This is a genomic window from Pseudomonas poae, from assembly GCA_028869255.1.
Classification (GTDB): Bacteria; Pseudomonadota; Gammaproteobacteria; order Pseudomonadales; family Pseudomonadaceae; genus Aquipseudomonas; species Aquipseudomonas poae_C.
Genome location: CP110972.1, coordinates 5,379,804 through 5,393,345, shown reverse-complemented (window position 1 = coordinate 5,393,345; position 13,542 = coordinate 5,379,804). Strand labels below are relative to the sequence as shown.

At 62.1% G+C, this 13,542-nt stretch carries 10 protein-coding genes; 7 read left to right on the top strand and 3 right to left on the bottom strand.

The genetic code is table 11. The annotated features are described in order from the left end of the window. Nucleotide 1: 1 nt before the first annotated feature. Entirely contained in the window at nt 2-1,738 is a 1,737-nt protein-coding gene (argS, locus tag LRS56_24475) for an arginine--tRNA ligase (GenBank protein ID WDU61903.1), read from the bottom strand. Nucleotides 1,739-1,942: 204 nt separating this feature from the next. Then, nucleotides 1,943-4,162: a primosomal protein N' gene (locus LRS56_24470; protein WDU61902.1), complete on the bottom strand. Its 2,220-nt coding sequence runs from the start codon at nt 4,160-4,162 to the stop codon at nt 1,943-1,945. Between the two features lie 442 nt (nt 4,163-4,604). Between LRS56_24470 and rpmE the strand changes: the two genes are divergently transcribed. The 3 genes from rpmE (at nt 4,605) to LRS56_24455 (ending at nt 7,110) form a co-directional block, all read left to right on the top strand. Then, nucleotides 4,605-4,838: a 50S ribosomal protein L31 gene (gene rpmE / locus LRS56_24465; protein ID WDU61901.1), complete on the top strand. Its 234-nt coding sequence runs from the start codon at nt 4,605-4,607 to the stop codon at nt 4,836-4,838. A gap of 14 nt (nt 4,839-4,852) precedes the next feature. Continuing rightward, nucleotides 4,853-5,659 carry a thermonuclease family protein gene (locus LRS56_24460; protein ID WDU61900.1) on the top strand — a complete coding sequence of 269 codons (807 nt, stop codon included), beginning with the start codon at nt 4,853-4,855 and terminating at the stop codon, nt 5,657-5,659. Between the two features lie 182 nt (nt 5,660-5,841). Beyond that, the gene (locus tag LRS56_24455; GenBank protein WDU61899.1) at nt 5,842-7,110 is read left to right on the top strand and encodes a malate dehydrogenase; all 1,269 of its coding nucleotides are present in this window, start codon (nt 5,842-5,844) and stop codon (nt 7,108-7,110) included. 178 nt (nt 7,111-7,288) lie between these two features. Here the strand turns inward: LRS56_24455 and LRS56_24450 are convergent, their stop codons facing one another. Continuing rightward, a complete protein-coding gene (locus tag LRS56_24450; protein WDU61898.1) occupies nt 7,289-9,751 on the bottom strand; it encodes a penicillin-binding protein 1A in 2,463 nt (820 codons plus the stop codon). Between the two features lie 216 nt (nt 9,752-9,967). Here LRS56_24450 and pilM point away from each other — a divergent pair, with 216 nt between their 5' ends. From pilM to LRS56_24430, 4 genes are all read left to right on the top strand, one after another. Beyond that, nucleotides 9,968-10,621 (top strand): type IV pilus assembly protein PilM, encoded by a 654-nt coding sequence (pilM, locus tag LRS56_24445; protein ID WDU61897.1) that lies wholly within the window; start codon nt 9,968-9,970, stop codon nt 10,619-10,621. Then, a complete protein-coding gene (locus tag LRS56_24440; GenBank protein ID WDU61896.1) occupies nt 10,621-11,172 on the top strand; it encodes a PilN domain-containing protein in 552 nt (183 codons plus the stop codon). Before pilM ends, LRS56_24440 begins: the two co-directional genes overlap by 1 nt. Next, nucleotides 11,169-12,140, top strand: coding sequence for a pilus assembly protein PilP (locus LRS56_24435; GenBank protein WDU61895.1), 972 nt, complete (start codon nt 11,169-11,171; stop codon nt 12,138-12,140). The genes LRS56_24440 and LRS56_24435 overlap by 4 nt, the downstream gene beginning before the upstream one ends. A 69-nt stretch (nt 12,141-12,209) precedes the next feature. Next, complete coding sequence (locus tag LRS56_24430) at nt 12,210-13,538, top strand: type IV pilus secretin PilQ family protein (GenBank protein ID WDU65808.1); 1,329 nt, start codon at nt 12,210-12,212, stop codon at nt 13,536-13,538. The last annotated feature ends 4 nt before the right edge of the window (nt 13,539-13,542 follow it).

The window sequence follows — 13,542 nt, the reverse complement described above, 5'->3', positions numbered from 1 at the left end:
CTTACATACGCTCCAGAGTTTCCAGGCCCAACAGCTCCAGGCCTTGCTTGAGGGTCCGTCCGGCCAGTGCGGCGAGGCGCAGGCGACTCTGCTTCTGGGCTTCGTCGTCGGCGGTGAGGATCGGGCAATTCTCGTAGAAGCTGGAGAACAGACCCGCGACTTCGTACAGGTAGGTGCACAGGATATGCGGCGTGCCTTTCTCGCCGACGCTGTTCAGCACTTCGCCGAATTGCGCGAGTTTGGCTGCCAGTTCCTGTTCATGCGGGGCATCGAGCACGATCTGGCCTTCAACTTCGCTGAAGTCCTTGCCCAACTTGCGGAAAACGCCCGCCACACGGGTGTAGGCGTACAGCAGGTAGGGCGCGGTGTTGCCTTCAAAATTGAGCATCAGCTCGAAGTTGAAGCTGTAGTCGCTGGTACGGTGCTTGGACAGGTCGGCGTATTTCACCGCGCCGATCCCGACTACGCGGGCAATATTGCGCAAATCGGCTTCGGCCAGCTCCGGGTTCTTTTCCTTTACCAGCAGGTAGGCGCGTTCCTGGGCTTCGTTCAGCAGGTCGATCAGCTTCACGGTGCCGCCGTCGCGGGTCTTGAACGGGCGGCCATCGGCGCCGTTCATGGTGCCGAAACCCATGTGTTCCATGTGCATCGGGTGCGTGACGAAACCGGCGCGGCGTGCCACTTCGAACACTTGCTGGAAGTGCAGGGCCTGGCGCTGGTCAACGAAATACAGTGCACGGTCGGCTTTCAGCACGCCGCTGCGGTAGCGCACGGCCGCCAGGTCAGTGGTGGCGTACAGATAGCCGCCGTCGGCCTTGACGATGATCACCGGCAGCGGCTCGCCGTCGGCGGTCTTGAATTCTTCGAGGAACACGCACTGCGCGCCGTTGCTCTCCACCAGCAGGCCCTTGGCCTTGAGGTCGTTGACCACGTTGATCAGGTCGTCGTTGTAGGCGCTTTCGCCCATCACGTCGGCCATGGTCAATTTGACGTTGAGCAGTTCGTAGATTTCCTGGCAGTGCGACAGCGAGATATCCCGAAAGCGCGTCCACAGCTCCAGGCACTCCTGGTCACCGGCTTGCAGCTTGACCACCAGCCCACGGGCGCGGTCGGCGAATTCTTCGGATTCGTCGAAACGCTTTTTGGCGGCGCGGTAGAAGTTTTCCAGGTCCGCCAGCTCGTTGCTGGTGATCGGGTTTTCCTGCAGATAGGCCATCAGCATGCCGAACTGGGTGCCCCAATCGCCCACGTGGTTCTGGCGGATCACGGTATCGCCCAGGAACTCCAGCACCCGCGCCACGCCGTCGCCAATGATGGTCGAACGCAGGTGGCCGACGTGCATCTCTTTGGCCAGGTTCGGCGCGGACAGGTCAACGGCCACGCGTTGCTGCGGGCCAGCCTTGCGCACGCCGATTTTGCTGTCGGCGAGGGCCGCGTCCAGGCGCGAAGCCAGGGCCTGGGTGTTCTGGAAGAAATTGATAAAGCCCGGGCCGGCGATTTCGGCCTTGGTCACACTTTCGTCGGCCGGCAGCGCGGCGATGATTTTTTCCGCCAGGTCACGCGGTTTCATGCCCGCAGGCTTGGACAGCATCATCGCGATGTTGCTGGCGAAGTCGCCGTGGGTCTTGTCGCGGGTGTTTTCCACCTGGATCGCCGGCGTCAGGCCTTCAGGCAACACACCTTCGTTGACGAGTTGGGTGAGGGCTTGTTGGATCAGCTGGCGAATGGTGTCTTTCATGGTGTTCTCTTTCGACCGCAAGCGGCGGCGCGCGATGCGCAGGTGGAAAAACTGGGCATTATCCGTGGCGAGGGCGGGCTTGCCAACCGTTCAGACCAGATGGCGGACCTGCGGGCCTCATCGCGGGCAAGCCCGCTCCCACATTTAAGGGTGTTCACATTTCAAAACGTGGGAGCTGGCTGGCCTGCGATGGCGCAATTGCTATCAATACAGATCTACCGGGTCCACATCCAGCGACCATCGCACCTGGCGGCCGCTGGGCATTTGCTCCAGAGCAAGCAACCAGCTACTTAATAGCCGGTGCAGCGGTGCGCGGGACGTTGCTTGCAAGAGTAGCTGAGCGCGATAACGCCCGGCGCGGCGCTCCATGGGGGCGGGCACCGGGCCAAGCAGCTCGATGCCGGTCAGACCCAGTTCGCCGAGCAATCGTTCGGCGATGCTGCAGGCTTCATCCAGAAAACCTTCGGCCTGTCCCGGTTTGTGGGCTTCGGCACGCAGCAGCGCCAGGTGCGCGAACGGCGGCAGCCCGGCGGCCCGGCGTTCGCTCAGCGCCTGTTCGGCGAAAGCAAAGTAGCCTTGTTCTGTCAGCTGAATCAGCAGCGGGTGGTCGGCCAGGTGCGTCTGGATAATCACCTTGCCTGGCTCCTCGGCACGCCCGGCGCGGCCTGCGACCTGCACGATCAACTGCGCCATGCGCTCGCTGGCGCGGAAATCCCCGGAAAACAGGCCGCCGTCGGCATCGAGGATCGACACCAGCGTCACCCGTGGAAAGTGATGTCCTTTGGCTAGCATCTGCGTGCCCACCAGAATGCACGGTTGGCCCTTCTGGATGGTGGCGAATAACTGGTTCATTGCGTCTTTGCGCGAAGTGCTGTCGCGGTCGACCCGCAGCACCGGGTAATCCGGAAACAGAATGCCCAGGCGTTCTTCGGCGCGCTCGGTGCCCGCGCCCACCGGGCGCAGGTCGACCTTGCCGCATTGCGGGCAATGGCGCGGTACGCGCTCCACATGGCCGCAATGGTGGCACCGCAACTCGCCGTAGCGCTGGTGCACGGTCATGCGCGCATCGCAGCGCTCGCACTCGGACATCCAGCCGCAGTCATGGCATAACAGTGTCGGCGCAAAGCCCCGGCGATTGAGAAACACCAATACCTGCTGGCCAGCGGCGAGGGTCTGGCCGATGGCTTGTTGCATCGGCCCGGAAATGCCGCTGTCCAGCGGGCGGCTTTTTACATCCAGGCGCAGGAAGCGTGGCTGCTTGGCGCCGCCCGCCCGCTCATTCAAGCGTAGGAGCCCATAACGGCCGGTGTAGGCGTTGTGCAGGCTTTCCAGGGACGGCGTGGCCGAGCCCAGCACAATCGGGATGTCTTCCTGGCGCGCCCGCACCAGCGCCAGGTCGCGGGCGTGGTAGCGCAAACCTTCCTGCTGTTTATAGGAGCCGTCGTGCTCCTCGTCGATGATGATCAGCCCGGGGTTTTTCATCGGCGTGAACAGCGCCGAACGGGTGCCGATAATAATGTCGGCCTCGCCATCGCGCGCCGCCAGCCACGACTCCAGCCGCTCGCGGTCGTTGACCGCCGAGTGCACCAGGGCAATGCGTGCATTAAAGCGCTGTTCGAAGCGCGCCAGGGTCTGCGGGCCCAGGTTGATCTCCGGGATCAGCACCAGCGCCTGTTTGCCGGCCTGCAGGGTTTCGCGGATCAGCTGCAAATACACTTCGGTTTTGCCGCTGCCGGTGACGCCGGCCAGCAGGAACGCGTGGAAACTGTCGAAACCTGCGCGAATGGCCTCATACGCCGCCCGCTGCTCGGGGTTCAGCGGCAGTTCGGGCTGCGCCAGCCAGTGTTCGTGGCGTGGGTCGGGGGCGTGCTTGCGGATTTCCACCTGCACCAAGCCCTTGGCCAGCAGCAGGTCGAGGCTGTCTTTGCTCAGCATCAGCTTGCTTAATAGCTGATGGGCCACGCCGTGAGGGTGCTGGGCCAGGGTCGCCAGGGCCTCACGCTGGCGCGGGGCACGGGCGATACGCGGGTCGTCGAAACGCGCACCGGGCACCATCGACCAGAAGCGCTCCTGGCGTGCTTCGGCCAGTTCGCCCTGGCGCAGCAACACCGGCAGGGCCCAGCTCAGGGTGTCGCCCAGGCTGTGTTGGTAATACTGGGCGGTCCACAGGCACAGCTTGAACAGCGCGGGCGGCAGCGGCGGTGTGGCATCGAGGATCGCCAGGGCCGGCTTGAGCTTCTCGGCCGGGACTTCGCTGTGGTCGGCGACTTCTATGAGGATGCCGATCATTTCCCGTCGCCCGAATGGCACGCGCACCCGCATGCCCGGCTGCAACTGCGCCCGCAGCACGCCGGCCGGGGCTCGGTAATCGAACAGGCGGCGCAGGGGCGAGGGCAGGGCTAGGCGCAAGATGGCGTCGGGCACGCGAGGGGTCTCATATAAAGGCAGGCGGTGGCGCAGGGGCGGGAGCCTAGCAGACCGGCGGCATCGGTATCTACACAACTGCCTCTAGCTCTGGATTCGCAGGCGACGCGCCGCGGTGGCGAGCGGGCTTATGTGGCGAGCGGGCTTGCCCGCGTTGGGCCGCGAAGCGGCCCCAGTAAAAGCACCGGTTTTTTTCGAACAAGCCGGGTGGCCAGTTTTGGGGCTGCCTCGCAACCCAACGCGGGCAAGCCCGCTCGCCACGTAGGTCGATAAAACGGTATAGCGGTCGCGGATATTTTCTGATGAAAGGGCCTTTTATAGGCGCAAACCATAGGGTCCGCCGCTTGCGCGATTAAAAAGGTCTGGTAGAATCCGCGGCCTAATTACGTGCGGTATTCGACAATAGTGTCGAGTGGCGGCACGCTAGCCCGAGGAAGTCACCATGAAAGCCGATATCCATCCAGCGTACGAAACCATCGAAGTAACCTGCAGCTGCGGCAACAAGTTCGAAACTCGTTCGAACCTGTGCAAGCCACTGGGTACTGACGTATGCAACGAGTGCCACCCGTTCTACACCGGTAAGCAGAAAACTCTGGACACCGGCGGCCGTGTACAGCGCTTCGCAGATCGCTTTGGTGCTTTCGGCAAGAAGCCTGCTGCTACTCCAGCAGAGTAAGGCTCAAAAGCCTTATGGGCTTTTGCCAGCTGTTGAAAAAGGCGTCCCTTGCGGGCGCCTTTTTTGTGCCTGCGATTTGGCTGTCGGCTGCCCAGGCCGAGGTGTTCTGCCCGGCGCCGGCGTCTATGGCCCGCGTCGAAGTGCAGCGCGTGGTGGACGGCGACACGGTACGCCTCAAGGATGGCCGCAGCGTGCGCATGATCGGTATCAATGCCCCGGAGACCGGCAAGAAGGGCCGTGCAGACGAGCCTTTCGCCGTCGCCGCTCGCCAGCGTTTGCAGGCATTGCTGGATGCCGGCGGCGGGCGCGTCGGCCTGGTGCCTGGGCGTGAAAGCCAGGATCGCTACGGTCGTGCCCTGGCCCACCTCTATGGTGCCAATGGCGAGAACCTGGAAGCACAGCTGCTGGCCGAGGGCCTGGGGTTCCAGGTAGGGGTTGCGCCGAATGTCGACCTCGTCGCTTGCCAGCAGGCCGCTGAAAACAGCGCTCGCCAGTCCCGTCTGGGGCTATGGCGGCAGTCGCCGGTGCAGGCCGTGGCACAACTTCGGCAATCAGGCTTTGCGCTGATCAGTGGGCAGGTGAGCAAGATCGAGCGCAATCGTGGTGGTATCTGGATCGAATTGCAGGGTTCACTGGTATTACGCATTGCACCCGATCAGGTCCGCGAGTTCGACGTGGGCATGCTCAATGGTCTGCAAGGCCGTACGGTCGAGGCGCGTGGCTGGGTGCAGGATCGTTCGCGGCGCGGCGGCCTGAAAAACGGCCAGGCGCGTTGGCTGCTGCCACTGACCGATCCCGGCATGCTCAAACCGATGCCTTAAGAAAAAAATTGTAGACATTTTTATAGTCGATTGTGAACAGTTGAGCCCTTGTATCCCGTGGCTCTTGGCCGAAAGTCTTAGTGCAGGGCCCTTGACACCTGTGACTGCCCAGTCTTGTGGGGACTTTACGACACGCGTATCCTCGGCGGTCCGTCGACCAACAGTAAAAGCGGAATGCCGATATGTCTGATTTGAAAACTGCCGCTCTCGAATATCATGCCCATCCTCGTCCAGGAAAGCTGAGTGTAGAGCTCACCAAAGCCACTGCCACCGCCCGCGATCTGTCGCTGGCCTACAGCCCTGGCGTTGCCGAGCCCGTACGTGAAATCGCCCGCGACCCCGAACTGGCGTACAAGTACACCGGCAAAGGCAACCTGGTTGCAGTGATTTCCGATGGCACCGCGATTCTGGGCTTGGGTAACCTCGGCCCATTGGCTTCCAAGCCAGTCATGGAAGGTAAGGGCGTGCTGTTCAAGCGCTTTGCCGGCATCGACGTTTTCGACATCGAAGTCGATTCCGAAAGCCCGCAGGCTTTCATCGACACCGTAAAGCGCATTTCCATCACCTTCGGTGGCATCAACCTGGAAGACATCAAGGCACCTGAGTGCTTCGAGATCGAAAAGGCGCTGATCGAACAGTGCGACATTCCGGTATTCCACGATGACCAGCACGGCACCGCGATCGTTACCGCAGCCGGCATGATCAACGCCCTGGAAATCGCCGGTAAAACCCTGGCTGACGCGCAAATCGTCTGCCTGGGCGCTGGTGCTGCGGCCATCTCCTGCATGAAGTTGCTGGTGAGCATGGGCGCCAAGCTGGAAAACATCTTCATGGTCGACAGCAAGGGCGTGGTCCAGTCCGAGCGTACCGACCTGAACCAGTACAAGGCGATGTTTGCCCACGCCACCGACAAGCGCACCCTGGCTGACGCCCTCGACGGTGCCGACGTGTTCGTTGGCCTGTCCGGCCCGAACCTGCTGAGCGCCGAAGGCCTCAAGTCCATGGCGGCCAACCCGATCGTGTTCGCGTGCTCCAACCCTGATCCGGAAATCTCCCCGGAACTGGCGCACGCCACCCGTAACGACGTGATCATGGCCACCGGCCGTTCGGACTACCCGAACCAGGTCAACAACGTACTGGGCTTCCCGTTCATCTTCCGTGGTGCCCTGGACGTTCGCGCCAAGCGCATCAACGAAGAGATGAAAGTGGCTGCCGCCAACGCCCTGCGCGAACTGGCCAAGCTGCCGGTGCCTCAGGAAGTGTGCGACGCCTACGGTGGCATCAAGTTGGAATTCGGTCGTGAGTACATCATCCCGAAACCAATGGACAAGCGCCTGATCACCCTGATCTCCGACGCCGTGGCCAAGGCCGCAATCGAGACCGGTGTGGCCACCCTGCCGTATCCGAAGCACTACCCGCTGCAAAGCGTGGATGATGTGTTCAACGGCTAAGCCGTTGTAGCGCACCCACAAAAAAAGCCCCGGCTCTCGCGAGTCGGGGCTTTTTTGTGGCTAATCGGAATGTAGCTGGGCCCTGTGGGGGCCGGGCTTGCCCGCGATGCAGGCACCTCGGTTATTCAGTTGCACCGAGGTGTATCGCAGGCAAGCCAGCTCCTACAGTGGAGCTGTGTCAGAACAAATCGATTGGCGCCGCCTCATCCGCCGGCAGCGGGCTGCCCGGTGCAACGCCATTGCCCAGCTCGTTGACCGACGGCGGCGTGTCTTCGCTCTTGAACAGTTCGAAGTACGCATTCGGCGTGCTTGGCGAGGCCGCCCGGCCGCTGACCGGGTCGATCCGCAGGCTGAGGATGCCTTCCGGTTCCGGCTGGGTGTGCAGCGGCTTGTCCTTCAAGGCCGCGCCCATGTAGCTCATCCAGATTGGCAGCGCCACGGTGCCGCCGAACTCGCGGCGGCCGAGGCTTTCCGGCTGGTCGTAGCCGGTCCACACGGTGGTCACGTAGTCGGCGTTATAGCCGGAGAACCAGGCATCCTTGGATTCGTTGGTGGTACCGGTCTTGCCCGCGATATCCGCCCGGCCCAGGGCCAGGGCGCGGCGGCCGGTACCCTTCTTGATCACGTCCTCAAGGATGCTGTTGAGGATATACGTGGTACGGCCGTCGACGATGCGCTCGGCGACTGCAGGCGTCTGGGGCTCAGCCGGCGTGCCGCTGGCCGCAGGCGTTGTGCCCGGAGTCGGCTCGATGGTGATACCGCCGTGGCTCGGCGCCGCCAGTCCGTCAGTGGCTGCGACACCGTTGACCACATCCCCCGGCACTCGAGGCGGGTTGGCGGTGAACAGTGTGTCGCCATTGCGGCTTTCAATCTTGTCGATCAGATACGGCGCGATCTTGTAGCCGCCGTTGGCAAACGTGCTCCAGCCGGTAGCGATTTCCATCGGTGTAAGGGTTGCGGTACCCAGGGCCAGCGACAGGTTCGGCGGCAGATCCGACTTGGCGAAACCAAAGCGGGTGATGTAGTCGATGGTCTTGCCCACGCCCATCGCTTGCAGCAAGCGGATCGACACCAGGTTGCGCGACTTGTACAGCGCCTCGCGGATGCGGATCGGGCCGAGGAAGGTATTGGTGTCGTTCTTCGGGCGCCAGACCTTGTCCAGGTACTCGTCGACAAACACGATCGGTGCATCGTTGACCAGGCTAGCGGCGGTGTAGCCGTTATCCAGGGCGGCGCTATAGATGAACGGCTTGAAGCTCGAGCCCGGCTGACGCTTGGCCTGGGTGGCGCGGTTGTAGTTGCTCTGCTCGAAGGCGAAGCCTCCTACCAGGGCGCGGATTGCGCCGTTCTGTGGGTCCAGCGACACCAGAGCGCCCTGGGCCAACGGCACCTGGCTGAATTTGAGGCTGTCGTCGGGCTGGCGTTGCACGCGGATCAAGTCACCCACCTGCGCAACGTCCGATGGCTGCTTGGGCATCGGGCCCATGCTGTTGGTGTTCAGGAACGGGCGCGCCCACTTCATGCTGTCCCAGGCCACATGCGCTTCGCCGGTGCGGGTCAGTACCTGCACGCCATCCTTCTTCACCTGGGTGACGATGGCCGGCTCCAGGCCGCTGATCGGGCGCTGTTTGCCCAGCTCGGTGGACCACGCGCTAAGGGTCTTGCCCGGCAGGCGCGATTCAGGGCCGCGGTAGCCGTGGCGCTGGTCATAGGTAATCAGGCCGGAATGCACCGAGTTATTGGCGATGTCTTGCAAGTCGCTCGGAACGGTGGTGGTCACACGGAAGCCTTCGGTGTAAGCCTCGCTGCCATAACGGCCGACCATCTCGGCCCGCGCCATTTCAGCGATGTACGGCGCATTCACCTCCGGTGTCGGCACGTGGTAGCTGGCGTTCAGCGGCTCGGCCACGGCGCTTTCATAAGCGGCCTGGTCGATCTTGCCCAGCTTGTACATGCGCCCCAGGATCCAGTCGCGGCGTTCTTTGCTGCGCGCCGGGTTGGCCAGGGGGTTAAAGCGCGACGGGGCCTTGGGCAGGCCGGCAATCATGGCCATCTGCGCCAGGCTGGCGTCACGGATCGACTTGCCGTAGTACACCTGGGAGGCCGCCTCGATCCCGTAGGCGCGGTTGCCCAAGTAGATCTTGTTGACGTACAGCTCGAGGATCTCGTCCTTGGTCAACTGGCGTTCGATCTGCAGCGCCAGAAGGATCTCGGTGGCCTTACGCGAAAAACTGCGCTCACTGGTGAGGAAGAAGTTCTTCGCCACCTGCATCGTGATGGTGCTGCCCCCGGACTGAATGTGTCCGCTTTTTACCAATTGTGTGGCTGCTCGCACCAGGCTGCTGGGGTCGACGCCATAGTGGTTGGCAAAATTATCGTCTTCGGCCGACAGCAAGGCGCTGATGAAATTAGGCGGAATGTCGGCAAAACGGATCGGTGTGCGGCGCATTTCGCCGAACTCCGCGATCAGCTTTTCATCGCTGCTGTAGACCCGCAAAGGAATCTGCAACTGGATGCTTCTCAGGGCCTCTACGGAGGGCAAACCCGGACTAAGGTAGAGGTAGGCCCCGCTGAGAACGAGCATCAGCCCGCAGACGATCGCGACAATGGAGTACCCGAAAAACTTCAGCAGACGAATCAAGGCTTTTGGATTTCCAGAGAAAAGAATGAGTTAGGCGTCGGGGCATGCATGGCAAACGATGGATCAACCCGAGCTGCAGATAAAAGCGGGAAAAAACGCTGGGCATTAAAGCATTTTCGGCCTGGGGCGTCATTCGCACCACTCAAACAAGTCGACCGAATGCACCACCCACGGTACCAATCAGGCGGTATGACAGACAAAGTTTTAGGGAGTTTTATGGGAAAGGGATTTTTCAGGCGAAAAGGCGAAGGCCTACTGGGCGTCGACATCAATGACACGGCGATCCGGCTGGTCGAGCTGGGCCGTTCAACCTCCGGTTACACCATTCAGGGCTATTCCACGCAAGGGTTGCCCGCCCATGCGGTGGTCGATGGTACCTTGCTGGATCTCGAGGCGATCGGACGCGCCTTGCTTACGGCGCTGTCTCGGTTGCACACCCGTGCCCGTGGCGCCGCCGTTGCGGTGGCCGGGCCCTCGGTGATTACCCGGCTGGTAGAGCTGGAAGCCGGGCTCAGCGACGACGAAATGAGCTGGATGATCCAGATGGAGGCTGATCAATACATTCCCTACCCGCTGGATGACGTGGCCATCGACTTTCAGGTGCAGGGGCCGTCGATTGCCGACCCGGCGCGGGTGCAGGTGCTGCTGGCGGCTTGCCTGAAGGCGCAGGTGGAAGCCCGCGAGGCGGTTTTGACCCTGGCCGGGCTGGTGCCCAAGGTGGTGGATGTCGACGCGTTTGCATTGGCGCGCGCTTGCGGTCAGGATTTCGCCAGCTTCATGCCGGGCCATCAAGTCGATGGTGCACAATGGGTCGTGGATGCCCAAGGGATGGGAATTGCTTGCGGGCTGGCCCTGAGGAGTTTCGCTTGATGACACGAATCAATCTTTTGCCTTGGCGCCAGGCGCTGGCAGAGCGTCGGCGCAAATACTTCCTGGCGTTTTTGCTGGCGTTCGCCTGTGTGGCGCTCGCGGCCGTGTGGCTGGCAGACCAGGTGATCGACCAGGCGATTGACCGTCAAGTGACGCGCAATGACCATTTGGGCAAAGACGTCGGCATCCTCGACGCGCGCATCAAAACCATTGACGACCTGCAGGCGCAGAGCCAGCAACTGGCGCAGCGCATGAAGGTGGTGCAAGACCTGCACGATTCCCGTTCGTCCGGTGCCCAGTTACTGGACCAGTTGGCGCGTGCAGTCCCTGAGGGTGTGCATCTGCATGAGGTGGTGGCCAAGGGCGACACGCTGAGCATCAGCGGCAGTGCCGAATCCAGCCAGGACATCGCCCAGTTGATGCGCCGCCTGGAGGTCTCCGAGGGGCGCAACGCCGCCCGCTTGCAGCATGTGCGCACCGAAGGCGCTCGCGGCAACAATGAATTCCAGTTGATGGTGCGCCAGGGAGAGTCCACCGAGGCTCAGCCATGAGCCTGCCCAGGCTCGATATTTTCGCACTCACTCACAACGCTTCGAAATGGCCCCTCCCCGGCAAGGCCCTGCTGGGCTGTGCGCTGGCCGGCATGGTGTGGGTGGCGGGTGAACTCGCGTACCTCAGCCCGTCGCGGGAGCGGTTGCACCAGGTCGAGGCGCAGGAAGTGCTGTTGCGAAAGCAACTTGCGCAAAAATCAGCGTTATCCGCCAGTCTTGAGGCGCGCACGCAGCAGCTTCAGCGTTTGCAGGCGAAGGTCGACGCGTCCTTGCAGGCGTTTCCGGGCAAATCGGAAATGCCTGGCTTGCTGGAAGACATCGCTCGTTTGGCGCAGGCCAATGGTTTGCTGATCGAAAGCGTCATCCCGCTGGATGAGCAGCCTCGGGCGTTCTATAGCGAGCAGCCCGTGCAGATCGGTGTGACCGGCGTCTATCACGACCTGGCGACGTTCGTAAGCGCCGTGGGCGGCCTTTCGCGAATCGCTACGGTGCATGAGGTTGCAATGCGCCGTGAAGGCAAGCTGCTGCGCCTTGATCTGCTGGCCAAGACCTACTGGCATAGTCAGTCCGGTGGCGGGTCGGGCGAACCTGGCGTGCGCGGGCAGTCTTTCGTCTACGAAGCCTTCGGCCTGCGCGATCCGTTCCAGCCGCTGGTGGTTCAGGTCGATCACTTGCCTGGGCGGCCCGCACGTGCGCCGGACCTCACCCGGTTGCGTGGTGTGCTGGAAAGCCTCGCCGTGGATCAGTTCGAAATGGTCGGAACCCTGTCGCGTGGGGTGCATACCTTTGCGCTGTTGCGTTCGGCGTCCACGGTGCACCGCCTGGCCGTCGGCGACTACCTGGGGCCCGATCACGGCCGGGTGACGGCCATTCACGATGGCCATATCGAACTGGTGGAGCTGTTCCCCGGTGAACGCGGCGGGTGGTTGGAGCGTTCGCGAACCCTGTTGTTAAACGTCAACTCATAACGGAATCAAAAAATGAAAAGGACTTTTTCGTCCTTCGGTGTGGCGCTATGGATAGCGTTCACGGCACCGATGGCTGCTGCTGTGCCCAACCGTGTGGATTTGATCCATCTGCCACCGTCTGGCAATGCGGTTGCGAGCATTACCTATACCGGCGACAAGCTGAACCTCAACTTCCAGAACATCGATTTGCGTGCGGTACTGCAGCAGATTGCGGATGTGGCCGGGCTTAACCTTGTGGCCAGTGACGAGGTACAAGGCTCGATCACGTTGCGCCTCAAGGACGTGCCCTGGGACCAGGCGCTGGACCTGGTGCTGCAAGTCAAGGGGCTGGATAAGCGGGTGAAGGCCGGCGTATTGCTGGTGGCGCCTGCCGAGGAGCTGGCTGCGCGTGAACTGTTGGTGTTGGAGTCGAGCAAGCAAATGGCCGAATTGGCGCCGTTACGCCGGGAGCTGTTGCAGGTCAACTACGCCAAGGCGGCGGACCTGGCCAAGCTGTTCCAGTCGGTGAGCGGCCTTGAGGGCGCCACTGATGAACGTGGCTCGGTGGCGGTGGATGACCGCACCAACAACATCATCGCCTACCAGACCGGCGAACGCCTGGAGGAGCTGCGACGGATCGTGGCGCAACTGGACATCCCGGTACGCCAGGTAATGATCGAGGCGCGGATTGTCGAGGCCAACGTCGATTACGACAAAAGCCTCGGCGTACGCTGGGGCGGGCGCCTGAATCGAGGCGACTGGGAGGCGGGCGGCATCCGCAAACCCCTGGCGCAAGGCACTGAAGCCCCGGCAAACCCACCCAGCTCACCCTTTGTCGACCTGGGTTCGCTGACCGCCACCTCAGGCCTGGGCATCGCCTACATCACCGACAACCTGTTGCTGGACCTGGAGCTGACCGCCATGGAAAAAAGCGGTAACGGTGAAATCGTCTCGCAGCCCAAGGTGGTCACCTCCGACAAGGAGACGGCGCGCATCCTCAAGGGCACCGAGATTCCCTACCAGGAATCCACCTCTCAGGGCGCAACATCGGTGTCGTTCAAGGAGGCCTCGCTGTCGCTGGAGGTGACCCCGCAAATCACCCCGGACGACTATGTGATCATGGTGGTCAAGGTCACCAAGGATGAGCCCGACTACCTGAACAAACTCAACGACGTGCCGCCGATCAAGAAAAACGAGGTCAACGCCAAAGTGCTGGTCAAGGATGGCGAGACCATCGTGATCGGCGGGGTTTTCTCCAATACCCAAAGCAAAGTGCTAGATAAAGTGCCATTTTTGGGCGATGTGCCGTATCTTGGCCGCCTTTTCCGGCGCGATGTGCTGGCGGAGAAAAAATCCGAGCTGCTGGTATTCCTGACTCCGCGTATTATGAATAACCAGGCGATTGCTGTGAGTCGTTGATTCT